The sequence below is a fragment of the Pseudodesulfovibrio sp. S3 genome (assembly GCF_004025585.1).
Lineage (GTDB): Bacteria > Desulfobacterota > Desulfovibrionia > Desulfovibrionales > Desulfovibrionaceae > Pseudodesulfovibrio.
Map to the genome: position 1 here is coordinate 56,418 of NZ_QTZO01000013.1, position 23,478 is coordinate 79,895.

Annotated in this window: 20 protein-coding genes; 12 read left to right on the top strand and 8 right to left on the bottom strand. The window is 56.7% G+C overall.

Going from position 1 to position 23,478, the window contains the following annotated elements; genetic code table 11:
• Nucleotide 1: 1 nt before the first annotated feature.
• Nucleotides 2-718 (bottom strand): class I SAM-dependent methyltransferase, encoded by a 717-nt coding sequence (locus DWB63_RS13280; RefSeq protein WP_128329330.1) that lies wholly within the window; start codon nt 716-718, stop codon nt 2-4.
• A 359-nt stretch (nt 719-1,077) separates the two neighbouring features.
• Here DWB63_RS13280 and DWB63_RS13285 point away from each other — a divergent pair, with 359 nt between their 5' ends.
• Nucleotides 1,078-2,214, top strand: coding sequence for a Fic/DOC family N-terminal domain-containing protein (locus tag DWB63_RS13285; protein WP_128329331.1), 1,137 nt, complete (start codon nt 1,078-1,080; stop codon nt 2,212-2,214).
• A gap of 4 nt (nt 2,215-2,218) precedes the next feature.
• Here the strand turns inward: DWB63_RS13285 and DWB63_RS13290 are convergent, their stop codons facing one another.
• From DWB63_RS13290 to DWB63_RS13300, 3 genes are all read right to left on the bottom strand, one after another.
• Nucleotides 2,219-3,622: a sigma-54 dependent transcriptional regulator gene (locus DWB63_RS13290; protein WP_128329332.1), complete on the bottom strand. Its 1,404-nt coding sequence runs from the start codon at nt 3,620-3,622 to the stop codon at nt 2,219-2,221.
• A gap of 91 nt (nt 3,623-3,713) precedes the next feature.
• Entirely contained in the window at nt 3,714-4,862 is a 1,149-nt protein-coding gene (locus DWB63_RS13295) for a geranylgeranyl reductase family protein (RefSeq protein ID WP_128329333.1), read from the bottom strand.
• An 85-nt stretch (nt 4,863-4,947) separates the two neighbouring features.
• Nucleotides 4,948-5,436, bottom strand: coding sequence for a hypothetical protein (locus DWB63_RS13300; RefSeq protein WP_128329334.1), 489 nt, complete (start codon nt 5,434-5,436; stop codon nt 4,948-4,950).
• Between the two features lie 177 nt (nt 5,437-5,613).
• Here DWB63_RS13300 and DWB63_RS13305 point away from each other — a divergent pair, with 177 nt between their 5' ends.
• A complete protein-coding gene (locus tag DWB63_RS13305) occupies nt 5,614-7,383 on the top strand; it encodes a 6-hydroxymethylpterin diphosphokinase MptE-like protein (RefSeq protein WP_128329335.1) in 1,770 nt (589 codons plus the stop codon).
• Here the strand turns inward: DWB63_RS13305 and DWB63_RS13310 are convergent.
• Nucleotides 7,380-9,038 (bottom strand): NAD+ synthase, encoded by a 1,659-nt coding sequence (locus DWB63_RS13310; RefSeq protein WP_128329336.1) that lies wholly within the window; start codon nt 9,036-9,038, stop codon nt 7,380-7,382. The genes DWB63_RS13305 and DWB63_RS13310 overlap by 4 nt on opposite strands.
• Nucleotides 9,039-9,143: 105 nt before the next feature.
• Between DWB63_RS13310 and DWB63_RS13315 the strand changes: the two genes are divergently transcribed.
• The 6 genes from DWB63_RS13315 to DWB63_RS13340 all read left to right on the top strand — a co-directional run bounded on the left by DWB63_RS13315 (nt 9,144) and on the right by DWB63_RS13340 (nt 15,805).
• Entirely contained in the window at nt 9,144-10,172 is a 1,029-nt protein-coding gene (locus DWB63_RS13315; protein WP_128329337.1) for a radical SAM protein, read from the top strand.
• A 154-nt stretch (nt 10,173-10,326) separates the two neighbouring features.
• Nucleotides 10,327-11,895 carry a Gfo/Idh/MocA family oxidoreductase gene (locus DWB63_RS13320; RefSeq protein WP_128329338.1) on the top strand — a complete coding sequence of 523 codons (1,569 nt, stop codon included), beginning with the start codon at nt 10,327-10,329 and terminating at the stop codon, nt 11,893-11,895.
• Nucleotides 11,896-11,920: 25 nt separating this feature from the next.
• Entirely contained in the window at nt 11,921-13,102 is a 1,182-nt protein-coding gene (locus tag DWB63_RS13325) for a DegT/DnrJ/EryC1/StrS family aminotransferase (protein ID WP_128329339.1), read from the top strand.
• A 5-nt stretch (nt 13,103-13,107) separates the two neighbouring features.
• Nucleotides 13,108-14,229 (top strand): UDP-N-acetylglucosamine 2-epimerase (non-hydrolyzing), encoded by a 1,122-nt coding sequence (gene wecB / locus DWB63_RS13330; RefSeq protein WP_128329340.1) that lies wholly within the window; start codon nt 13,108-13,110, stop codon nt 14,227-14,229.
• Between the two features lie 42 nt (nt 14,230-14,271).
• Nucleotides 14,272-15,075, top strand: a complete 804-nt coding sequence (locus DWB63_RS13335; RefSeq protein ID WP_128329341.1) for a glycosyltransferase — start codon at nt 14,272-14,274, stop codon at nt 15,073-15,075.
• A complete protein-coding gene (locus DWB63_RS13340) occupies nt 15,065-15,805 on the top strand; it encodes a hypothetical protein (protein ID WP_128329342.1) in 741 nt (246 codons plus the stop codon). Before DWB63_RS13335 ends, DWB63_RS13340 begins: the two co-directional genes overlap by 11 nt.
• Nucleotides 15,806-15,819: 14 nt before the next feature.
• On the opposite strand, the gene DWB63_RS13345 is transcribed toward DWB63_RS13340, so the two are convergent.
• From DWB63_RS13345 to DWB63_RS13355, 3 genes are read right to left on the bottom strand one after another with little or no spacing between them, the layout of a single operon-like run.
• Nucleotides 15,820-17,220: a hypothetical protein gene (locus DWB63_RS13345; protein ID WP_128329343.1), complete on the bottom strand. Its 1,401-nt coding sequence runs from the start codon at nt 17,218-17,220 to the stop codon at nt 15,820-15,822.
• Between the two features lie 8 nt (nt 17,221-17,228).
• Entirely contained in the window at nt 17,229-18,014 is a 786-nt protein-coding gene (locus DWB63_RS13350; RefSeq protein WP_164879893.1) for a class I SAM-dependent methyltransferase, read from the bottom strand.
• A 30-nt stretch (nt 18,015-18,044) separates the two neighbouring features.
• Nucleotides 18,045-19,145 (bottom strand): DegT/DnrJ/EryC1/StrS family aminotransferase, encoded by a 1,101-nt coding sequence (locus DWB63_RS13355; protein WP_128329345.1) that lies wholly within the window; start codon nt 19,143-19,145, stop codon nt 18,045-18,047.
• Nucleotides 19,146-19,364: 219 nt separating this feature from the next.
• On the opposite strand from DWB63_RS13355, the gene DWB63_RS13360 reads away from it, so the two are divergent.
• The 4 genes from DWB63_RS13360 to DWB63_RS13375 all read left to right on the top strand — a co-directional run.
• Nucleotides 19,365-20,324, top strand: coding sequence for an NAD-dependent epimerase/dehydratase family protein (locus tag DWB63_RS13360; protein ID WP_128329346.1), 960 nt, complete (start codon nt 19,365-19,367; stop codon nt 20,322-20,324).
• 20 nt (nt 20,325-20,344) lie between these two features.
• Nucleotides 20,345-21,631 (top strand): radical SAM protein, encoded by a 1,287-nt coding sequence (locus DWB63_RS13365; protein WP_128329347.1) that lies wholly within the window; start codon nt 20,345-20,347, stop codon nt 21,629-21,631.
• Nucleotides 21,632-21,677: 46 nt separating this feature from the next.
• Nucleotides 21,678-22,541, top strand: coding sequence for an FkbM family methyltransferase (locus DWB63_RS13370; RefSeq protein ID WP_164879894.1), 864 nt, complete (start codon nt 21,678-21,680; stop codon nt 22,539-22,541).
• Between the two features lies 1 nt (nt 22,542).
• A partial coding sequence (locus tag DWB63_RS13375) for a radical SAM/SPASM domain-containing protein (protein WP_128329349.1) occupies nt 22,543-23,478 on the top strand: 936 nt, incomplete at its 3' end.

The window sequence follows — 23,478 nt, forward strand, 5'->3', positions numbered from 1 at the left end:
GCTAGCCCATCTCCGGTTCGCTTTTCCAGGCAAAGAGCGGCGTCAGGGGTTTCATGTTCGTGAAGTCCACGCGCACGGCCACAAAGGCCCCCAGTGAGGGCGGCAGGATCTTCGAATTGATCAGGTTGCACAGGCCGGTGGGTTTCCAGGTCTTGGCGGGGCCGGGCAGGACCGAGCGGGCCAGGGTGGGGCGAAACCCCGTGGCATTGTGGATGAGGTCCTGCATTTCGCACCAGGTGAACCAATTGGCCTTGCTCAGGGTGGAGCCGGAGTTGCGCACGTTCATGGTGTAGTAGAGGGAGTTCTTGTTCAGGAAGCCGATGAGCAGTCCCTTTTCGGCCACACGGGCGGCTTCCGTGAGCATGGCCTCGGGTTCTTCCGTAAACTCCAGCACGGACCAGAGCAGGGCATAGTCGAACTCGTTGTCCGAGTAGCCCATGTGCTCTCCATGGCCCAGGTGCAGTTCGGCCCGGTTGCCGAATCGCTTGCGTGCGGCCATGATCATCTCCGGGGAGTTGTCCATGCCGGTCACGTCCAGTCCCATCTGATAGAGCATCTCCAGGAACAGCCCCGTGCCGCATCCGATCTCCAACAGCTTGTGCTTGCGGCGGGGCCATCCGGCCAGCACGTCCTGCAACAGCCGCGCCTCCTGGTCCAGGGCGTACTGCCCCTCCGGGGTGTCGAACCATGCTTCGTATCTATCCGGGTCCCATGCCATCGGTTTGTCCCTTGAAAAGGTTTTCCGCTCCCTAAAGTATGACCATCTTGCCCCTTTCTGTAAATAGGGCGTTTTTTGGATTTAAGAACTCCAAGGTTTTGTCTTCCAATTTGTGCACTCAAAAAATCTTGTCTACGCGGAAAGCCTCTTTTTGGGAGTCAAAAAGTTTTGTCTTCCAATTTGCGCATTCAAAAAGTTTTGTCTTCCTCAATATTTATTTTTGGGAAACTAATAGCCCACTCACTGCGCAAAAAAACAAATAAGTCGATTTGTCGCCTAAAAGACAACAATCTTGACATGAAACAATGTTGATGTTTTAAATGTTTAAAATTTAGTAAGCAAAATAAACAGGAAAAAACATGTTAAGCAAGCTTCCGGATTTGAATTTCGAAAACGCAGTCAACTACCACTACGATCAGTTTCCGCCAAACAATCTCGATTATGCAAAAATTATCAGACCGTTGGCGTTAGCTACCGATGCTATCGCACGGTACGATCAAATGTTGAAGAATATGCACAATAGCGAAATACTGTTGGCCCCCCTTCGTAACCAGGAGGCGATCATTTCATCACGTATGGAAGGGACCATAAGTACGATGGATGAAATATTGAGATATGAGGCAGACTTTGATGAAGACGAGTATGGCGTGACACAGACCAGGTCCGAAGTCATCGAGACGTTGCTATACCAGAGGGCATTGAAATCTGCTCAACAGTCAATGGAGAATGGGCGTCAGATTTCAAGTTGGTTCATCCGTGCGATTCACCAAAGACTTTTGTTTTTAGGTCGCGGTGCGGAAAAAAATCCTGGTAAATTTAAAAATGAGCAGAATTACCTGGCAGATAAAACCCAGCGCAACATCCTGTTCGTTCCGATTAGTCCGGAAAAATTGATTGATGGATTGGACAGCTTGTTTGAATATATCGCAAATAAAAATGAATTGGACTTGATCAAGACAGCGGTTTCGCATGTCGAATTCGAAGCCTTGCATCCGTTTAAAGATGGCAATGGTCGTATAGGTAGAATGCTGATTACATTGATGCTATGGAACGCCGGGGTGATCTCCGAACCCCATTTTTATATTAGTGCATATCTTGAAGAGCAAAAGGATTTGTATATCGATTGCATGAGAGAGGTCTCAAGGTCCGGTGACTGGACGGGGTGGTGCTGTTTTTTTTTGGAAGCATTGGAAAAGCAGGCCATGCGAAATTTAAAAGTAGTCGAAGAAATTACCACTTTGTACAATGAAATGAAAAGTTTGTTCAGGAAAAAGCTGTCATCCAAGTGGCACGTTAAGGCGTTGGACTACATTTTTACGAATCCGGTATTCAGAAATAATAAATTTACAAAGGGGAGCGGCATCCCATCCACAACAGCTGCCAAGTTCAGCAGGACGCTTGTTGATGAAGGTTTGCTGCGTACGCTTGAAGAGGCATCAGGCAGGAGACCAGCCCTATACTCCTTCGAACCGTTGATGAATCTAGTCCGAGTTTAACACCTTAATCCGTCTGGATTTTGTAGGCCTTGAGCTTTCGGTAGAGTGAACTGCGCTCCAGGCCGATGGATTTGGCCAGCTGCGAGATGTTGCCGTCGAATTCCTTGAGCTTGGCCTCCAGGAACCGGGCTTCGAAGTCGGCACGCGCCTGCTTGAGGTCGGCCGGTCCGTCTGCGATCAGTTCTTCCACGGCATCCTGTCCAACGGAAGTGGCCGGGTTCGGCTCGGGGGCCGGTCTGACCTTTTTGAACTCGGGCGGCAACCGGTCCGGGGTGACCGTGTCCCCGGCGTACATGATGAACATGCGTTCCACGAAATTCTTCAGTTCCCGGACATTGCCCGGCCAGGGGTATTCCTTGAGAACGGCAATGGCGTCAGGGGCAAAGGAAATGGGTTTGAACCCGTGCTGTCGGACCAATATGCCCATGAAATCATTGATCAGCAGCGGGATGTCGTCGGTCCGGTCGCGCAGGGGGGGCAGTTCCAAGGGAAAGACCTTGAGCCTGTAGTATAGGTCCTCGCGGAAATTACCGGCCTCGATCTCTTTGGCCAGGTCCTTGTTGGTGGCCGCGATGACGCGCACGTCCACGGTGATGGTCTTGCGCCCGCCCACGTGTTCAAAGGCCTGTTCCTGGAGAATGCGGAGAATCTTTGCCTGTGTCTTCAGACTCATGTCGCCGATTTCATCAAGGAAGAGAGTGGAGCCGTCAGCCAGTTCGAACTTGCCTTCCTGGGCCCTGTCCGCGCCTGTGAACGCGCCCTTTTCGTGGCCGAAGAGTTCGGATTCGATGAGTTCTTCGGGGATGGCCGCACAGTTCACGGCCACCAGGGGCCGGTCGGATCGGCTGGACTGGTCGTGGATGGACCGGGCCACGATTTCCTTGCCCGTGCCGTTTTCGCCGGTGATGAGCACCCAGGCTTCGGTGGGGGCCACCCTGCCGATGACTTCCTTGAGGGTGACGATGGGTTCGGATTCGCCGGTCAGGGTGTAGGGCTGCTCCGAACTGATGCGGGTCTTGAGGGCGATGTTTTCCTGGCGCAGACGGGAGAATTCCAGGCCGTTGCGCGAGGAAACCACCACCTTTTCCAGGGAAAGAGGCTTTTCAATGAAGTCGAAAGCCCCCTTTTTCAGGGCCTTGACCGCAGTTTCAATGGTGCCGTGGCCGGAGATCATGATTACGGGGAGTCCTTCGTAATCCCGAGAGATGATTTCAAGCACTTCAAGTCCGTCCATGCCCGGCAGCCAGATATCGAGAAAAACCAGGTCCGGGATGTCGGTTCCCAGAATTTCCAGTCCCTGTTCGCCGGACTCCGCCTCCACGATGTCCAGTCCCTCGTCCTCGAGAATGCCGCGCAGGGAAAGACGGATGGTTGCTTCGTCGTCGATGATCAGGATTTTTCCGGCCATGGGTACTCCCTTGCAAGGTCATGCGGCTGAAAAGTCGCCGTCACTCCTTATAGATGGAATGGCCTAATGATTCAAGCCGGACCGGATCTTTTCAGAAATCCCAGTGCTTTTTCCGCAGCCACCGGTAGGAGCGCTTACCGTGGACCATGTCGCCGAGTTGGGTTCCGGCCATGCGAATGAACCAGCGCAGCGATGCCGATCCGAACCATTGCACCCCCCTGAACAGGGTCCAGCGCAGGATATTGGAGCCCTTGAGTTCGGGCATGACGTATCGGTTCAGTCGGACCCGGTAGGCCGTGCCGGGGTGGGTTCCGGTCGTCAGGGCCTGGGCCACGGCCTGGCCCGCGTACATGCCTGTGCACAGGGCAAAGAAGATGCCCTCGCCGAGCAGCGGCTCCACGAATCCGCCCGCGTCCCCGGCCAGCAGGGTCACGCCGTGGACCGGATTCTCCAGGTAGTTTCCATAGGGAAGCGGGTGTCCGCGCAGGTCGGGAATTGCGTCTGATTTAATCTCGAGAAAATCTAGATAATCTTTAAACACCTGGGAAAAGTTGATATTATTGCGGCGTAATCCGCAGATACCCACGATGATCCGATCGCGGTTCGGAAAGACCCATCCATAGCCGGCGTTCATGAATCCAACATAGAGTTCCGGGTTTTTCAAAGGTCTCGGCAAGGCCTCTTTCGAAACTTTGATTTCGATGGTCGGGGCCATGAAACGTTTTATCCGGTCCCGGTCGAGGAAAGGGAACGAGTTCCGCACAACGGAGTTGGCACCGTCCGCACCGATGACATATCGGCCCTGGAAGGTCCGGCCGTCCCGGCAGGTGACCACTCCCTTGATCGGGTCGCAGGCCGTGACCGGCGTTTCCTGGAAGACTTCGGCCCCGGCTTCCCGTGCGCGGGAGAGGAGCAGGTCGTCGAACAGGGTTCGGTCCACGAAGTGGAAGGGAAAGGAGAGGGAGCCTTCGGCAAGGGGCTGTGACAAGGTTCGGATGGAGTAGCGGTCGGAAGTGTGGTTGATGGCACCACTCCGGGTCAGGGATTCCGGCGTTTCTCCGAACAAGGATTCCAGCAGGCGGATGGATTTCCAGGTCAGCAGCCCGCCGCACAACTTGTTTCGCGGAAACCGTTCGCGGTCAAGAATGGCCACGGAAAAACCTTGCCGGGCCAGTGAAATCCCGGCCGCGCTGCCTGCCAGCGAACCGCCGCAGATGATGGTGTCATATGTTTTTGTCATATCATCCGCCCAGTGAAAATTCCTCTACACTGCGTCCGGCATCCGGCGCAAGCCTGGGGAGATCGTTCGCATGCCGCCCCCGGCCTCACATGGTGTTGATCATTGAAGTGGGTTTTTTCCCCTGTTTTTTCAGCTCGATGTACGCCTGCACATCCTTGTCGAGCTTGGCGAGGATGGTTAAGGACAAGTCCTTTCGCTGGGTGCGGCGGACCGGGGTGGTGAATTTGAACCCGTCGGCCATGACCACATGGACCTCGAAGAGGATTTCCGTGGTCGGGGCGATCTCCTTGTATTTGTCCTGGGGCGAGGCTTCGATCTTGACCTCTTCAAACAGCTTGTTGCGGACTTTGATATAGTCGCGAATCCGTTCCAACTCTGTATCCGTGTAGTCCTTGCGGTCCATGCTTCCGGCGAATTTGAGCTTTTTACTGCTGGTGTTGGAGAAAACGGATTCACCTTTGCGTACGATATCCAGATTGAAGAAGATGAAGATGACGAAGGCCGCAAGCAGGACCAGGAGGATGTTCCTGACCTGTTCCATCGTCTTGTGGTTGCGTTTCTTCTTGCTTTGCATGCCGGCTCCTTCGCGGTTCGGGTCGTGTTCGGTCCACAGCTATACTATGAAATTGACCAATAAAAAAGGTTCGTTTGACTGCTTCTTTCGGAGAGGCCCGGTAACCTTGACAAATTCCATGACCGGGGCCAAGTTGTTCAATTGAATCACAGTGGTTGCGGGAGCTGAAGAGAACGTATGGAGAACAGCAAGATAGCCGCCCTGGTAGAATTGGGCATTTTGTGCAGGGGCGAACCTGTCGAGGTCTTCGGCGATGGCGCGGAAGACCCTGGACCGTATAGGTATTCGGACCACAATCAGCTTTGCCGGTTCGAGCACCCCAGGTATCAACACCCTTACCAGGACGAGTCCGTCACCACCTATCGGTTTTTTGCCCAGGACACCTCCATGCCCGAGGCTCTGGAGCAGACCCGGCTGGTTGTCCTGCTCGGTGTGGCCGATTCCGAGGCGCTCAGGCAATGCGTGGCCTCACGCCAGGCCGTAGTGATTCTGTTCGAGCCGGATGAGCGCGTGCTCATCAAATTCTTGGAGCGTTTCAAGCTGGCCGAATTGAACCGGGACAACCTGTTCTGTTTTACGGGCAATCCCTATTCCTTTAATCCCGCTCTCCAGGAGATGCTGCCCGGAGACATGTTCCGGCTGGGCACCCCGGCCTTTTTCATGACCGATCGCATCCGGCGCAACTATGGATCGTGGGCGCATCAGGTTGTCGAGTACCTTGAGATTCTTCACTACCGTCACGCCATCTACGGACTGTCCGGCCAGTCTCTATGTCGGTCGCGGCCATTGCGGGACATCCATCGCGGGCTCCTGCTTGATCAGCAGGTGCATGTCTACGAGAATATTCCCGACTATCTTTTATTCTCCGATATTTCACAGCTCAAGAACCGCCTCAAGGATACCGATGCCATTCTGGTGGCAGCCGGCCCGGAATTGGACGGGAAGCTCGAATACATCCGGCGTAACCGGGATCGGGCGGTGGTCATCTGCGTGAACAATGCGGTCAAGCCCCTAGTGGAGGCTGGCATTCATCCACATTTCGTGGTCATCAACGACACTTCCCTGGAGTCCGGGTTGGTCTTCAGGCATATCCCCGAATTGCCCGGGACCATCCTTGTGGGTCACTGCCTGTCGGATTTAGGTGGCGACAGGTTCGGCATCAAATACCTGTTCGGCTCTTTCCTGCCTCAAGTCTTCGGCCAGCGGGGCAACCTGAAGCTGCACGGTTCGGTCATATCCACAGCGTTCTCCCTGGCCCGGCATCTTGGATGCGCGAAGTGTGTGTTGATCGGGGTGCAGCTCGCCTCGGATAACCCCTGGGGGCTGGATTACGTTAAGGGCTCTGTGAAGGAGAAACCGAAGCAGGGCGAACAGACCTTGATCAATAAGTACCCTCAACTCTACCCGGTGACTACGCCTTTTGACGAGCAGCTTTATACCACTCTCAATTTCCGGGACGCGGCCCTGTGGCTGGCCGAGGAAATTCGGCTTTCGAACATCGTATGTGTCAACACCTCTCGGGCCAGTATTCTGTATGGGCCGGGCATTTCTTTCGAGGAGGAACCTGAGTTGTCCGGCACAATGCCTTCACTGGCCGCCCTGTTCAGGCCGCACCCGCCCCGCTTGGATCGGGAGGAGGTGCGGAAATATATCAAGCATGAGTTGGGTCTCTGGACCAATTTGCGCGACGTGGCCCGGACTATGCTGGAGGATACCGGGCCGGCCATGGCGGCCAAGGGTATGGCCATTTTGGATCAGTTGGACAGGAATAACATCACTTACATGGTGGAACGGCATACGGGCTTTAGCAATTGGGATTTCCAGAAACTGGTATTCCGGGGCGATGAGGCCAATCGGCGCAAGGGACTGCGGCTCTACTTCAGACACGTCCTCGCCATGAGTGAGGAATTTCTTTCCATCATAGGCCGTTCCGTGAAAAATCTCTAAAGCTCCCGCTTGCAGGCCAGGGGCATCCGCCAGCCCGTGCCGAAGGAGCGCGGCGTCAGCTTGATTCCCGGAGCGGCCTGACGGCGTTTGAATTCGGCAAACCGCACCAGTTTCAGCACTTTGGCCACGGTCTCCCGGTCAAACCCCGCCGCAACGATTTCCCGTTCGGATTTGTGCCGTTCGATGTGCAGTTCCAGAATGGCGTCCAGGACGTCGTACTCGGGCAGGGAGTCCTGGTCCTTCTGGTCTGGTCGCAACTCGGCAGACGGCGGCTTGGTGATGATCGCCTCCGGGATGTACGGGCCGACATGCTTGTTGTACCAGCGCGCCAGATTGAACACCCCGGTCTTGTCCACGTCCGAGATGACCGCGAAACCGCCGGACATGTCGCCGTAGATGGTGCAGTACCCCACTGCCAGTTCACTTTTGTTGCCCGTGGTCAGGAGCAGGCTGCCGTATTTGTTGGACAGGGCCATGAGCAGGTTGCCCCGGATGCGGGACTGGATGTTCTCTTCGGTGGTGTCCGGGCCATACCCGGCAAAGGGGACGGAGAGCGTCTGTTCGAATTGAGCCATGATCGGCTCGATGGGCAGGGTCAGGGTCTTGATGTCCAGGTTCTCAGCCAGGGCCAGGGAGTCGTCGATGGAGCCTTGGCTTGAGTAGGGCGAGGGCATGAGCACGCAGGTCACGTTGTTCGCGCCCAGGGCCTCGGCCGCCACAGCGGCGGTGACAGCGGAGTCGATGCCGCCGGACAATCCCACCAGGGCCGAGGAAAAACCGCTCTTGAGCACATAGTCGCGGGTGCCCAGGACCAGGGCGTTCCAGGTCTCGGCCTCGCGGGAAAGATCGTCTTCGGCAACGGTATTGGCGGACAAATCGTCCAGGTCTATCAGCAGCACGTCTTCAGCAAAGCCCATCGCACGTGCGATAAGCCTGCCGTCGGGGCCAAAGGCGCAGGACCGGCCGTCAAAGACCAAATCGTCGTTACCGCCGGTCTGGTTGGCGTAGATCAGGGGGGTGGTGTATTTCCGGGCCACCGCGCCGAGCATGTCTTGGCGCAGTGCCTGTTTGCCCAGCGACATGGGCGAGGCCGACAGGTTGAGGATCAGGTCGGGGTTGTGGGCGTTAGCTTCCTCCAGCGGGTCGCGGGAGTAGGAGCACTGCTCCCAGTAATCCTTGTCGTTCCAAGCGTCCTCGCAAATGGTCACGGCCAGGGTCAGGCCGTTGAATTCGATGATGTTCTGGCCGGGGTTTCCGGTGGGAGCCGGTTCGAAATAGCGGGCCTCGTCAAACACGTCGTAGGTCGGGAGCAGGGTCTTCCTGACGGATTGCCGGATTTCGCCGCCCTCGCACCACAGGGCACAGTTGAAGACGGGCTTGCCCAGGCCGGTATCGTTTTTCTCCACCGCGCCGAGCAGAAGCGGCGGGCCGTCCGCAAGTTCGCGGGCCAGTGCTTCGGCCTGGGCCCATGTCCGCTCCACAAAGCCGCCATAGAGCAAAAGGTCGCGGGGAGGATAGCCGGTCAGGGCCATCTCCGAAGTCAGGCACAGGTCGGCCCCGAGCCGTTTCGCCTCTTGAGCAGCCCTGGCGATTCCGGCAGCATTGCCTTTCAGGTCGCCGACCACGGGATTGAGTTGCAGTACGCCGATTTTCATGGAGTAGTGATACGCCAAAGCATGGTGCTAAGCAACTTCTTCAGCCATGTTGAACCGGGAAATGTCAGTGGTATATGGTGATGTTGTGTTGTATCCTCAACAGGCATGTCAGACAGTATTGTTTTCACCCACCCTGAACCCACGCCGACCGCCACCCGCGTTTGGCCGGTTTTTCTGCCTTTTGCGGGTTGCCCGTACCGGTGCGCATTTTGTGCTCAGGATAAGCAGACCGGTCGCGACGAGGCCGCACTCGCCGACATCCTGCGTTCCCTTGAGTCAGACTTAGATCAAGCCCTGGCCCGGGGAAAAGGTCCCTATGAAATAGCCTTTTACGGGGGTACGTTCACGGCTCTGCCTGAGCCTTGGCCGGAGACCTTTCTTGGCTTGGCCGCCCGTTTTCGGGAGCGCGGTCTGATCTCTCGCGTACGTTGTTCCACTCGACCCGACTGTGTGAGCAGCGATGTTCTGGATTCTCTGCGTGGGCTGGGGTTGGACATGGTCGAACTCGGCATACAGTCCTTTGACGATGCAGCCCTTATTACCTCAAGTAGGGGGTATGCCGGAGAGGTTGCCCGATGCGCTTGCCAATGGGTCAAGGAAGCGGGGCTCTCCCTGGGCGTTCAACTCCTGCCCGGCTTGCCGGGGGACCGGCCTGGCCTATTTGCAGCCGACGTGCGCACGGCTGCGGCCCTCAGACCCGAGACCATCAGGCTCTATCCATGCATGGTCATCAAGGGCACGCCTCTGGCTGAAATATGGAAGCGGGGCGGCTTCCAACCGTGGTCGCTCGATCATGCTAAACAGGAATTGGCCGCTGCTCTGCCCCTGTTGTGGGAACGGAATGTGCGCGTCATTCGCTTCGGTCTGGCTCCGGAAAATTCATTGAGGGAGAACATCTTGGCCGGACCCTGGCATCCGGCACTGGGGCAGTCTGTCCGTGGGTTGGCCCTGCTTGAAATTGTCCGCACCCGTCTGGTCCAGACAGGCATGAGGCCGGTCTCCTTCTCTGTGCCGCGTCGCTATCAGGGGGAGTTGTTCGGGCATAAGGGTGAATTGACCGACGATTACCGGGCCTTGGGGTTGGGCCGCAGCGCAGTCCGGTATACAGACGAATCCGATTTCACCTTGGCATGAGTGTTGCAAATATCGGCTGAAATCGGTTATTCGGTGAGCAATCGATTGGCCCTGGTGGTATTTCGCGGGAATGCTCTCTGCCAACTCACCGATAAAATGGGAAAATATTGCCACATGAATACTCAACCCGTCATACATTTAGGTTGGTAAGCAGATGTCAAAATCACAGAAGATAGTTGTTATCGGCGCCGGATACTGGGGTAAAAACCTGATCCGCAATTTTTACAACCTGGGCGCTCTGGCGTGCATTTGTGACAACAATGAGGCCACGCTGGCCTCATTTCGGGAGCAGTATCCGGGTGTGGACACCTGTGTGAAACTGTCCGAGGCTTTGGGCCGTGAGGACATCACTGGCGTGGTGGTGGCCACCCCTGCTGAGATGCATTTTGAGCAGGCCAAGGCTGCTCTCCTGGCGGGTAAGCATGTGTACGTGGAAAAGCCGTTGGTCCTGAACGAGGACCATGCCAGGGAGTTGATCTCCATTGCCGACAGCCGTGAGCGAGTGCTCATGGTCGGTCATCTGCTCCAGTACCATCCGGCCTTTCTGGCCATCCGAACCCTTGCCAGCGCTGGCGACCTGGGAAGGATCAATTATATCTGTTCCCACCGGCTCAATCTGGGCAAGATCAGGCGCGAGGAGAACATACTCTGGTCCTTTGCTCCCCATGACATATCCATGATCCTGTCCCTGGCGGGCGAGGAACCGGAATCCGTCATGGCCGTGGGCGCCAACTACCTGCACGAGCACATTGCCGACGTCACTACTACCCATCTGGAATTTCCCTCCGGACTCAAGGCCCACATCTTCGTGTCCTGGCTGCATCCGTTCAAGGAACAAAAGCTGGTAGTGGTGGGCGACAAGAAGATGGCCGTGTTTGATGACACCAAACCCTGGCCCGAAAAACTGGTCCTCTATCCCCATGAAGTCCGCTGGGAAAACAACACCCCGGTGCCTAACAAGGCCGACGGGTTTCCGGTCAAGCTATCCCAGTCCGAGCCACTCAAGCTCGAATGCCAGCATTTTCTCGACTGCCTCGAACAGGGGCAAACGCCGCGCACCGATGGTCATGAAGGGCTGCGCGTGCTCAAGGTGCTCAATGCGAGCCAGAAGTCCCTGGACAACCACGGTCGTCTGGTGACCATGAGAGGGGACGCCCAGGGAGAAAAGGCCGTTTCTGAAGTATTCGTACACGAAACAGCGGTCCTCGATGATAATGTGACTTTGGGCAGCGGGTCCAAGGTCTGGCATTTTTCCCACATCCTGTCCGGGTCCGTCATCGGGAAAAACGTAAGCATGGGACAAAGTGTCTGCGTCGGGCCAAACGTCACTGTCGGCGACGGCTGCAAGATTCAGAACAACGTCTCGGTCTATACCGGCGTAACCTTGGAAGAGAATGTCTTTTGCGGGCCGTCCATGGTTTTCACCAATGTGTTCAATCCCAGGGCGAACATCAGCCGGATGAGCGAGGTCCGGCCCACCAGAGTGGGCAAGGGGGCGACTCTCGGGGCCAACTGCGTCATCGTTTGCGGCAATGATATTGGCCGGTATGCCCTGGTCGGTGCAGGCGCGGTGGTAACCAAGGCCGTACCGGACCACGCATTGGTCATGGGCAACCCGGCCCGTTTGTCCGGCTGGGTCTGTCAGTGCGGGGTCAAGCTTGAAGACAACGCCTGTCCGGAGTGCGGCAAGACCTACGATTTCCCTGAGCAGCCGGCCGCCTGAGCCGTGCCGAACACGAGGAGTTTCCATGATTCCCTTCATTGATCTCAAGGCGCAGTTCGCCTGCATTGAAGAAGACGTTCGCGGCCGCATGGACACGGTCCTGGCCCACGGGAGGTTCATCATGGGGCCGGAGGTGGCCGAGCTTGAGCGTGAGCTGGCCTCCTTTGCCGGGACAGACCATTGTATCAGTTGTTCGTCCGGCACTGATGCTTTGCTCATGGCGCTTATGGCCGAGGGAGTGGGGCCCGGCGACGCGGTCTTCACCACGCCCTTCACTTTCATCGCCACCGCCGAGGTCATCACGCTGCTGGGGGCCACCCCTGTATTCGTTGACATCGACCCGGTCACCTTCAACATGGACCCGCGTCAGCTTGATCTGGCCGCCACCGCAGTTCGTAGCCAGGATGCCGCATCATATCCGCTGCCCATCACCGCCCTCGGGGACGAGCCGCTCAGGCTGAAACTGGTCATACCGGTGGACCTGTTCGGACATCCGGCGGACTACGATGCCATCAACGCCGTGGCTTTGAAGCACGGCCTGACGACGTTGGCCGATGCGGCCCAGAGTTTCGGCGCGCAGTACCAGGACGGCAGGGCCGTGACCTGCGGAAAGATAGCGGCCACCAGCTTTTTTCCGGCCAAGCCTCTGGGGTGTTTCGGCGATGGCGGTGCGGTGTTCACCAATGACGAGACCGTGGCCGAGGTCTGTCGTTCGCTGCGGGTGCACGGCAAGGGCGGCCACAAATACGACAATGTGCGGACCGGGCTTAACGCGCGTATGGACACCTTGCAGGCAGCAGTATTGCTGGCCAAGCTGGCCATATTCCCGGATGAACTGGTCAAACGCCAGGTCGTGGCCGACGGCTATGCCCAAGGACTTTCCGGTGTTCCGAACCTTGTTTTGCCGGTGGTCAGCCCCGGCTGCACCAGCGCCTGGGCCCAGTACACGGTGCGCCATCCGAGGCGCGATGAGGTGCAGGCTGTTCTCAAGGAACGGGGGGTGCCGACTGCCGTGTACTATCCCTGCCCATTGCATCTGCAAACAGCCTTTGCCTATCTCAAGTACGAGCATGGCGCGTTTCCGGTGTCCGAAGTCGCATCTCAGGAAGTCTTTTCCCTGCCCATGTCCCCTTATGTCGAACCGAAAACCCTGGACGAGATCTGCACCCATGTGGAAGCGGCCGTCAACTGGGTCTCCAAGGTGTGAGCGACATGGACAGGCTGACTCTGGTGACCATCGTGGGGGCTCGTCCCCAGTTCGTCAAGGCTGCTACCGTGTCCAGGGCCGTCAATGCCCATAACAGGACCGGCGATGGGCCTGAATTGGTGGAATATCTTGTGCACACGGGCCAACACTATGACCATGCCATGAGCCAGACGTTTTTCGACGAGTTGAATATAGCCCGTCCGGACGAGAACCTGGGCGTGGGTTCCGGGCCGCATGGGGCGCAGACAGCCAGGATGCTCGAAGCCCTGGAATCAGTCCTGACCCGGAACAGCCATGACGCTGTCCTGGTTTACGGTGACACCAACTCCACCCTGGCCGGAGCCTTGGCTGCGGCCAAGCTGCACACCCCGGTCTTTCATGTGGAGGCGGGGCTGCGCAGTTTCAACAAGGCCATTCCCGAAGAAGTCAACCGCATTCTCACCGACCATGTTTCTTCTCTGCTCCTTTGTCCGACGCAGACCGCCGTGGACAACCTGCGTCGTGAATCCATCACCCAGGGCGTGCACCTGGTTGGCGATGTCATGTATGATTCGGTTGTGCACTACCGTACACAGGCGGACGGTAAGACGGACCCGCCCGACTTTCAGGGCCTGACTGCGGGCGGTTATTTGTTGGCCACCGTGCACCGGGCAGAGAACACTGATCACAGGGAAAAGCTGGAAGCCATTCTGTCCGCATTGGGAGAGATGGGGCGAACAACGCCGGTGATCCTGGCCTTGCACCCCCGGACTCGCAAGCTGGCGCAGGCCCATGGGTTGTCCATCCCGGAAACGGTCCAGGTGGTGGAGCCTTTACCATACCTGTCCATGCTCCGGCTCCAGGCGAATGCCCTTGGCATTGTCACCGACTCCGGCGGTATCCAGAAGGAGGCGTTTTTCCTCGGCAAGCCGTGTCTGACAGTCCGCGAGGAGACCGAGTGGCTTGAGACGGTGGAGTTCGGGGCCAACACCCTGGCGGGTACGGACCGCGAGATCATGCGCGGCTGGCACAACGCGGTCAGGCAGGGCGCGTTTCATATGCCCGAAGACGTTCATCCTTATGGGGATGGCAACGCCGCCGGCCGAATCGTTGAAACCATTTTAGACCATTTCAGCCACCGGACCTAATTCCGATACGCGAAGAAGAACCGAAAAAGAGTAGTATTTGTCATGAAGCGCATATCCGTCGTCGTTCCCAGCTACAATCACGCGCCGTATATCGAGGCGTGTCTCGACTCCATTTATTTCCAGGACTACGGGAATCTGGAAATCGTCATCGTGGACGATTGCTCTCCCGACGGGTCGGGCGACATAATCCAGCGGTGGGTGGACAACATTGATGTGGAGCGGGTTTCCTTTGCGGCCTACTATGATGAAGAGAAGCATGAGATCGTCCGGCATGAGCACCGGCGGTACGACAAGAACCGCACGGTGGTGTTCCTGCGCAACAAGCAGAATATGGGATCCACCCGGACCTACAACCGGGGATTCAAGGTGGCCACGGGCGAGTATTGCGCCTTTGTAGCCTCGGACGATATCTGTCATCCCCAGATGTTTTCCACCTTGGCCAAGCCGTTGGATGAAGATGCTGCGGACTTTGTGTTTTCCGACCTGTTCATCGTTGACGACGCTATGCGGATAGTGCGCGAATTCCAGTTCCCGGACTACGACTTCAAACGCAATTTCTGTGACTGGTATCTGTGCGGTGTGGCAACCCTGTACCGCCGGTCCCTGCACGAACGCTTCGGCTGGTATGACGAGACGGCCATGGCCGACGATCACGAGTGCTATTTGCGTTTCGCCATGAATGGGGCGCGATTCCTGCATGTGGCGAAGACTCTGTATTCCTCGCGAAGCCATGAGAACAGACAGGTAGGGCTGCACGGTTCCGATCGCTTCAACGCCCTGCTCGAACACTCCAAAGAGCTGGCCATGAAGGCCAGGCAATGGATGAGGGATACCAATGAGAGATAGACATTTTGAAGATGTGCCAAATCGTCCGCTGATGGTGCTGACCTTTGACACGGACTGGGTTCCCCAGTTCATGCTCGATCGTTGTCTTGAACTCCTCGAAAGGGGGGGGGCAAAGGCGACGATTTTTTGTACCGGTCGTTACTCCTTGGGTAAGTCCGGTCTGTTTGAAGCAGCTTTACACCCGAATTTCCTGCCAGGTTCGACGCAGGGAGCCGATCCGGAATCCGTGGTGCAGGGCCTCAAGGATATATACCCAGAGGCCATCGGCTCCCGGTCGCACAAATATTTCTGGCATTCGGACATACGGCCCCTGCTGAAGCGGCACGGAATGTTGTACGATTGTTCCCAATATCTGCCCGGCCAGCCCCACGTCGGACTGGTCGAGCACCTTGGTATCAAACGGGTAGGGACCTGGTGGAGTGACAACCTGCACCTCCTTCTGGGGTATGATCTGAACACATTCAGCCCCCCCAACCTGAACAAGCCGGGTCTGCAGGTTCTGGATTTCCATCCCATCCACGTCTATCTGAACACGCCGGACAGAGATCGCTTCCGGCAGGTTATGGCACAACTGCCGCCGGTGCCGAAAATTCGGGAAGAGGATATTGCCCCGCACCGGTTTGAAGGGCAAGGCATAGGCACACTACTTGAGTCCGCCATTGAGCATCTCAACAGGGTGCAGGAATCGACCTGGACCATGGGTGAGCTGGTGCGGCGGAGTTTGTCTTGAAATAAAGGACTCCGTCAGTCGATGACCGGAACCGGATGAGGTGAACCGAATCTGGCCTCCGGGTGCGTCAGTATCCAGGGACCCTCCTGGATAAGTTTCGATACATCCCATCGGGGGATATGGTCGAATTGCGCAGAGGCCTCCTCCGGCAGCAGTCCTTCCCGTATCAGTCTTGGCAGGTCGGTGCCTGGATGAACGCCGTATCTGAGCATGATCTCAAGATTTCGCTTAAGCAGGTATGGCGGCATCGGTTCGTTCGGGGGGATGGTTCCCTTCTCGGTGAACAGTGTGGGGTAGTAGTCGCATTTGTTCTGTTTTTCCCGTTTCAGGGCATCAAATATGTATTGCGCGATGGACGGTGGGCTTGAGTAGCCTTGTTCAATATATTCGCGTCCCAACTCGGCCAGCTGGGTGCGGAACCGAACATCTCTGACCACCCTTGTGACTGCGGCCTTGAAATTGTCCTTGGTGATGTTCAGAACGGGCCGGTTGCGGGGCAGTGCCGACGAGACCCCGTCGTGACCGCCGAGGACAGCGCAGCCCCCAGCCATACCCTCGAAGGCGAGAAGGCCGCTGCCGCAGGAGAGTTCGTCGATGACAATGTCCGCTTCGGTGATTTCTTTGCAGACCACGTGATTTGGGACTTCCTGGAGCAGTTTGAGTTCAAATCGCAGCCCATTCCCGGCCAGCTCGTCCAGCATGGCCATGATGGCGTCCGTCTGCTTGTAAAGGGGACTTGAGGGGGCGTGAAGGATGACCGGCACCTTTCGTCCGGGAATTTTGCAGTCAATGTGGCTGACGTCTATACTCGGTCCGGACTGGAAATAGGGACGCAGGCCCAAGGTGTGACTGGGGGGACCACTGAAGACCGCATCTGCAAATCTTTCCGAGGTGCGCACGTTGTGCATCTTGTTGGCCAGCGCCGGATGGTAGCGGCTCAGGCCAAGCAGATCCGCTTCGATGGTACAGGATATTTTCGGGGTTTCGAGATCCTTTTGGTAGTAAGGATAGAACCGTCCGAAATCCGTCCAGAAAATCTTGGCAAGCTCGTAGTCGCGCACCTCGGTGCCGCAGTGCCTGGAGACAACGGTCTTGCCAAGGCTCTTTAAAAGCGGCAGGTCCACCAGGCGGGGCAACAGGGACGACCCCGAGTTGAAGATGAAGATGTCGTATTGTTCCACAAAGGTATAAAATGAAGGGGGAGGCGTGGGGACGACCTCGCCGTGCTCATTGGTGGCGTAAGTGGTCTTGTCCAGGAAATCCACTTCGGACAGGGTGTATTCAAGGCCACTGTAGAGCCTGGACTTGGCGTAGACCAGGCTGTCCACCTGGTGGCCGAGTTCCCTGAAACCGAGGCTCAGGTTGTATGTGTTTCGGGCGATTTCAGCCGTGCCGATGAGAATGCGTTTGCCCATGCCGGTTCCTACTTGGATGCAATAACTTCGTAACAGCAGGTCAGGCCGTTATACTCGCCGGGAAAGAAGCTGGTCGGGGGATGCTCTCCGTTGGTCAAATCGATGCATCCTTCGTCTTCCATGGCCGTTATGGTGAAGCCGATCTCATCAAGGCATGTCCGCATCTCGTCCTTTTCCACCACCACCTGACCCAGTTCCGGGCCTTTGCCGGTCTCTTCGTACTCAAGAGTGTTCTTGAGGGACAGGGCTGTGAAGAAACGAGGCGAACGCTGGGCGGTCTTGTGCGGCTCCTCGACCCATTGCCGGACGAAATAGCCGAGTGCATTGGCCGTGAAGTATGCCCGCCCACCGGGTTTCAGGACCCGGTGCAGCTCCTGGAGGCTTTCTTTCCACGGGGTGCAGGTGAGTGAGACATAGCAGAAAGCACCATCAAAGGTGTTGTCCTCATAGGGGAGTGTCTCCAGCCTGGATTGGACGGCTTTGATGGAGTCTATGCCGAGGTCGTGAGCCAGGGTATTGACGATTTCTGCGCGTACCGGGGAGATGTCGCAGGCATCCACACGGCGGTTCAGCTCCGCCAGGCACAGGGTCCATTGCCCGAAGCCGCAGCAAGCATCCAGTACCCGGTCCATGTCGGTGAATCGGATGGCCCTGAGTCGTTTTGTGTAGCGCGCTAGCGGCGGTGTGAAGACCCGCTCGAACAACGCGGGTTCACGGGGGCCGAGGCGGTCCTCATAGTCCCTGAGGTAATTTTGGACATGTTTCGTGACTGCTGCTTCAGTGATTGTGGTCATGGGCGTTCCTCTGAGCATTGGAATTCGGCGTCATCCTGAAAACGAGGCTACAGCCGAGATCAATTGATCCGGGTCCACCTCGTCATGGCAGGGCAGGGTCAGTGTCGTTTCCTGTAGCCGCATGGCAATGGGCTGCACGTCGTCGTATTTTTCACGATAGAATTTCGTATTACTCAGGCAGTAGGTTCCCAGCGAACTCTCCACTCCCTGATGGGCCAGATGGTGGATGAGTCTGTCGCGGTCCATGCCTTCGGGCACGGTGTAGACTAAGGATTGCACGTTGTGGTGCACGTCTGTTCCAGTCTCCTGTGGCCTGAACCCCAGGCTCCTGAGCTCGTGCGTACATGCATTGCGGAACTGTTGGCGGCGCTGAATGATGTCATCCAGCCGGGAAAGCTGGGCCAGGCCCATGGCCGCCTGGATTTCGCTCATCCGGTAATTGAATCCGGGAGCGACGAATTCAAGATGATCTTCCACCATCGTGCCGCCGTGGTTGAGGAGCAGGGCCAGCGACTCGGCCATGGCCGGGTCCGCCGTGGTCACGCACCCGCCCTCACCAGTGGTCAGGAGCTTGCGGGGATGGAAACTGAAGCAGCTCAGTGTGGCGATGGAGCCGCACCTTCGACCGGATTCTGAACTGCCCAGGGCACAGGCAGCGTCCTCTATCAGGGGAATTTCGTGTTTTTCGCATATGGATGATATGGCGTGAACACCGGAGGGGTTACCCATGGCGTCCACGAAGATCACTCCCTTGGTTTTCGGGCCAATTCGTTTCTCCAAGCAGTCGGGATCCATGTTCCAGGTCATTGGGTCCACGTCGCAGAAGACCGGTCTGGCCCCGGCTGTCTCCACCACGTTGGCCGAGGCCGGAAAGGAGAAATCCGCCACCACCACCTCGTCTCCCCGGCCGATGCCGAGCACCTTCAGGCAGAGCGAGAGGGCCGTTGTGGCCGAAGTGGTCGGGTAGGCGTGGGGGGACCCGGTGTAGCTGGCCAACCCTTCGGCAAAATCTGCCACCTTCCGCCCCCTGGTAAGAATGCCCGAGGCGAGAATATCCCTCAGATCATGCTCAAGTTCAGCAAAGGAAATATAGGGCTTGATCAGTCTGATTGTTGTTTTTGGTTTACTCATGATATTCAGCATCGTAATGTTTTTCCACGATGTTCAGTCGGACTGGACGGGCTGCAGCCCGTCCGACATCCATATATTAGCGGAAAAGTCTGGCTACGAAAAACTGCCTCTCTTTGTTAGAATCGCTAGCAAAATCCGGGCCGGTCCGAAGTTTTTTTGGCATGAAAAATGCTGGGTGTCTAGCGGCTTTCAAATTTTATTCATTAAGGAAGTGAATTAATGATCCAAGGTCAACATATTTGTATCACGGGCGGCGCGGGCTTCATCGGCTCCCGGCTTGCCGGAAGGCTTTTGGAACACAATACAGTTACTGTTTTCGATAACCTTTCCCGTAATTCATTGAAATCCTGTTCTTTTGCCAGCCATCCCAACCTGCGGATCGTGCAGGGGGATATTCTTGACGTCAAAAAATTGACCGAAGCAATTCGTCCGGCCGATTACGTGATCCATTGCGCTGGGATAGCGGGTATCTTCACGGTAGTCCGCAATACGGTCAAGACCCTTGAGGTCAATATGGTCGGTTCTCTCAATGCATTGCGTGCGGCAGCGGAAGGCGGCAGGTGCAAGCGGATCGTTTGTTTTTCCACCAGCGAGGTGATGGGGTCTCTGGCGTTCGTTTCCCGCGAGACGGATCGGACCGTGATCGGAGCCGCAGGTCAGGCTCGTTGGACCTACGCGGTGAGCAAGCTGGCGGAGGAGCATCTTGCCTCGGCCTTCCACCGTGAACAGGGACTCCCTGCCACGGTCGTCCGTCCGTTCAACATCTACGGTCCGGGCCAGGTGGGTGAAGGGGCCATGAAGATCTTCATCAATCAGGCCCTCAAAAACGAGCCGATTACCATTTTTGGTGACGGTACGCAGATCAGGGCATGGTGTTATGTGGACGACATGATGGAGGGAACCCTGATGTGCCTGGAAAACGAGGCGGCTGTGGGTGAGGCGTTCAACATCGGGAACATCCGCAGCGTGCAGACCATTTACGGTCTGGCCAATACGATCACCCGGGTGCTCGGTTCCAAGTCCGAGGTCATTTATGGAGAGGCTAAAGGGCCAGATATCGAGTTGCGCATACCCTGCGTGGACAAGGCCAAGGAGCTGCTCGGATTTGAGGCAAAAGTAGATCTTGAGGAAGGCATCCGGAAGACGGCCGAGTACTACCTCGCCAATCCGGGCTGCTAATCGCCCAGGAAGGAGTCAGCATGAATACAGCGCTTGAATTCTCTGATATTCCCCAACAAGCATCCGTGGCGATTTACGGACATGGTGGTCTCGGCAAGCATGTTGCCGCTCTCCTTAAAGAGCATCGACCCGATGTCAGGATTCGTTGTTTTCTGGATTCGTTCGAGAGTCGCTCTGATCAGGAAATCCCTTGCTGGAAGTTTTTGGATTGGCCGGAGAACGAGGCTCGGATCGTGGACATGATCATCATCGCTTCCGCCTTCCGGTATGAAATATTGAGCCACATCGTTGCCTCCGCCTCCGGTGTTCACGGCATCCCAGTCCGGTTCGTCCATCCCGAGTTCCCCTTCGGCCACGATGCCGCAAGGTACTCGGAGCAACTTCAGGGGCGGTGGATGTCCAGGAATAGGATGCCCAATGTACTGGCCGTGACCTTTTCCACTGCCTGCAACTTCCGGTGTACCATGTGTATGGCCGCCAAACGTGGCATGTTGAAGAAGAATTTCATAGACCAAATGACCTTTGATCGCGTCATCGAAGAATACCATAAGGCCGGATTGGAGAAAATCGGTTTGAACGGGCATGGGGAGTCGTTGCTTCATCCTGAATTTTTCCCCTTGGTCAGGCAGGCTGCTGAGGCAGGTCTGAAAATGTCGTTGATAACCAACGGCTCTCTCTTCGACGAGGAAAAGATCAAGACCCTGCATGAACAGGGCGTGCACATCGCCCTCTCGTATTCCGGTTGGGACAAGCAGAGTTACGAGTCGCAGTATGTGGGCGGCAGATTCGACCACACAAGCCGGTTGATTCGGTTCATGGCCGAAACCCTGCCTCCAAATGCCTTCACCATCAAATCCTGTGTGTTGGACAATGAGCCGGAAACAGCAGACAAAGTCCAGGCGTTCTTCAACGACTGCGGACTGGACGTCCTGTCATACAGAATATCCCTTGCGAGCAGCCAGGGCGAGACGCTGGAATTTGGCAGTTTGTGCCAGGCCTCTGAAATCCATAGCTTTAAGCCCAGGATGGATGGAAAGATACAGCCGCTGTGCAAGCGGATGCTCAACTCATGGATGGTGCTGCCCGACGGCAGGGTGACGGTCTGCGGCTGTGGTCCGGCCATCCAGGAATTCATTGTCGGGAATATCCGGGAGCAGAGTCTTGAGGAAATGGGCCAAAGCCCGCTCTTGGCCAAGATAATCGAGTCCTTTTTGAACCGGGAGACCAAGGCCTTGGGGGCATGCTCCCGGTGTGACAAGCCCTATCATCCGTCCTTCCTGCCGCCCATGGTCGACGTCGTTTACTAGACGATGCCCCTGGAGTCTCCCCCAGCAAACCCCAATGGAGCGATATATGCTGCGACCCTTTGATGAACTGCAAGAACTCGCGGAAACCAGTCTTGAAGGTCCGCTCAGGGCGGGAGTAACCGACAGCAATCATCCTTTTGTCGTGTATGACGGGATCAGCTTTTTCCGTTTTCCCCTGGAGGCCGAGCGGCACAATTCCAAGATCGGCGTGGACAAGGGATTGGAAGACTATGGTTTTGCCGATTGCCTGGAATCGTCCGTCATCCAGATTCTCAAGGACATCTCTTTTCGTCACCAGGCCAACCGGGGGGTGGTGCCGCATATGCATTGCGACATCAAGCCCGGGGATGTGGTCGTGGAGGTGGGCGCATATCTCGGCTACTATTCCATGTGGTTCTGCAAGCAGGTCGGCCCGACGGGGCATGTGTTCGGCATCGAGTTGCAGCCCGACTGCCACGCCGTCCTCGAAAAGAATTTTTCCTTCAATTTTCCCGGGACCAGCACTGCGATCAATTGTGGGGTCCTGGACCGGAAGGATGTGGTCGAGGCCTATTGCCATAAGAACCACGCGAACAGCTTCAGGAGTGACGTCCTTCTCAAGGCGTGCCATGCGCCCATGGAGGATTTTGCCATGGTGCCGGTCCGCACGGACACCTTGGAGAACCTCTTCCGGGACCACGGCGTGCCTGAGGTCAAACTGCTGACCATCCAGGTGAACGGGGCCGAGGTCGAGGCCCTCAAGGGGTTGGGTAACGGCTTCGACAAGGTGGAAAACATTTTTGTCGCGGCTCCCTATGGCAGAGACGGGGGAGACAACGTCTCAGCCGTTGTCGAGGTGATCGAATCCAAGGGATTCGAAGTTCGCATCGAGGGCAGGACCGGAGTCTTCGCCCGTAGGCAGGGGGGCTGATATGAGCAAAGAGCGTACGGGACAGTCGCCCAGAAAGGTCAAATGCCTGGCTCCATGGACGCATTTCTATATCATGGAGAAGGGATACGGGCCGTGTTGCGACGTGACTTTTCCCATAGGCAACCGAGAGCTGGAAGAGCGCTTGGACAATTCGGACGATTTTCTCGATTTATTCAACAGCAACAGTCTCATCAATCTCAGACAGGCGTTTGTGGACGACAACATTCCCTACAGCTGCAAGGTCTGCATCGAGTGCGGCTACAACAAGGAATACGAGGAAAATGCGGATTCTGGCCTGGATTTGAGTCTGCTGGCCCCGCACAGTCCCCGGTCAGTCTCCCTGGTGGTGGAATCACCGTGCAACATCAATTGCGTCTTTTGTAAATCCATCCGTACGTCCAGGGACCCGGAAGGGGATTTCAGGACGTTCAGCAAACTGTTCGCCAGGTTGGAGGAAATAGGTTGGAATCAGCTGGACTTCATTCGCGTCGGCGGCGGCGAGCCGTTTTTTAACCCGGGGTTCAATCTGTTCATCCGGTCCTATGACTGGTCCAGGATGGGCGACACATGTCTCAAGATCACCACCAACGCCACGCTACTGCATAAGGTCCTGGACGAGCTTTCGGCCATTCCCAAGGTCGACTTCACCTTCAGCGTGGACGCCATCGGTTCCGCCTACGAGTCACTGCGCCGAGGGGCATCCTGGGAAAAGGTCCGGGAGAACTTGCGGAAGTTTTCGGCCATGATGAAGGAGCGGCCCGGTTGGAGTGCCACCATTCACAGCATTGTCATGAAAACCTCCCTGCCGCACATCGGTGACCTGATGACTCTGGCCCATGATCTGGGTTTTGGCTACTCGTTGATGAACATGCACGGCAAGTACTACCAGGAGAACGTTTTTCTGTTCCCGGACCTGCTCAAGGGGTGGGATTGGGAG

Bases quoted from the DNA above. Each gene is read 5' to 3' on its own strand.
- DWB63_RS13280 (WP_128329330.1), bottom strand. From the start codon at position 718: ATGGCATGGGACCCGGATAGATACGAAGCATGGTTCGACACCCCGGAG.
- DWB63_RS13285 (WP_128329331.1), top strand. From the start codon at position 1,078: ATGTTAAGCAAGCTTCCGGATTTGAATTTCGAAAACGCAGTCAACTAC.
- DWB63_RS13290 (WP_128329332.1), bottom strand. From the start codon at position 3,622: ATGGCCGGAAAAATCCTGATCATCGACGACGAAGCAACCATCCGTCTT.
- DWB63_RS13295 (WP_128329333.1), bottom strand. From the start codon at position 4,862: ATGACAAAAACATATGACACCATCATCTGCGGCGGTTCGCTGGCAGGC.
- DWB63_RS13300 (WP_128329334.1), bottom strand. From the start codon at position 5,436: ATGCAAAGCAAGAAGAAACGCAACCACAAGACGATGGAACAGGTCAGG.
- DWB63_RS13305 (WP_128329335.1), top strand. From the start codon at position 5,614: ATGGAGAACAGCAAGATAGCCGCCCTGGTAGAATTGGGCATTTTGTGC.
- DWB63_RS13310 (WP_128329336.1), bottom strand. From the start codon at position 9,038: ATGAAAATCGGCGTACTGCAACTCAATCCCGTGGTCGGCGACCTGAAA.
- DWB63_RS13315 (WP_128329337.1), top strand. From the start codon at position 9,144: ATGTCAGACAGTATTGTTTTCACCCACCCTGAACCCACGCCGACCGCC.
- DWB63_RS13320 (WP_128329338.1), top strand. From the start codon at position 10,327: ATGTCAAAATCACAGAAGATAGTTGTTATCGGCGCCGGATACTGGGGT.
- DWB63_RS13325 (WP_128329339.1), top strand. From the start codon at position 11,921: ATGATTCCCTTCATTGATCTCAAGGCGCAGTTCGCCTGCATTGAAGAA.
- wecB (WP_128329340.1), top strand. From the start codon at position 13,108: ATGGACAGGCTGACTCTGGTGACCATCGTGGGGGCTCGTCCCCAGTTC.
- DWB63_RS13335 (WP_128329341.1), top strand. From the start codon at position 14,272: ATGAAGCGCATATCCGTCGTCGTTCCCAGCTACAATCACGCGCCGTAT.
- DWB63_RS13340 (WP_128329342.1), top strand. From the start codon at position 15,065: ATGAGAGATAGACATTTTGAAGATGTGCCAAATCGTCCGCTGATGGTG.
- DWB63_RS13345 (WP_128329343.1), bottom strand. From the start codon at position 17,220: ATGGGCAAACGCATTCTCATCGGCACGGCTGAAATCGCCCGAAACACA.
- DWB63_RS13350 (WP_164879893.1), bottom strand. From the start codon at position 18,014: ATGACCACAATCACTGAAGCAGCAGTCACGAAACATGTCCAAAATTAC.
- DWB63_RS13355 (WP_128329345.1), bottom strand. From the start codon at position 19,145: ATGAGTAAACCAAAAACAACAATCAGACTGATCAAGCCCTATATTTCC.
- DWB63_RS13360 (WP_128329346.1), top strand. From the start codon at position 19,365: ATGATCCAAGGTCAACATATTTGTATCACGGGCGGCGCGGGCTTCATC.
- DWB63_RS13365 (WP_128329347.1), top strand. From the start codon at position 20,345: ATGAATACAGCGCTTGAATTCTCTGATATTCCCCAACAAGCATCCGTG.
- DWB63_RS13370 (WP_164879894.1), top strand. From the start codon at position 21,678: ATGCTGCGACCCTTTGATGAACTGCAAGAACTCGCGGAAACCAGTCTT.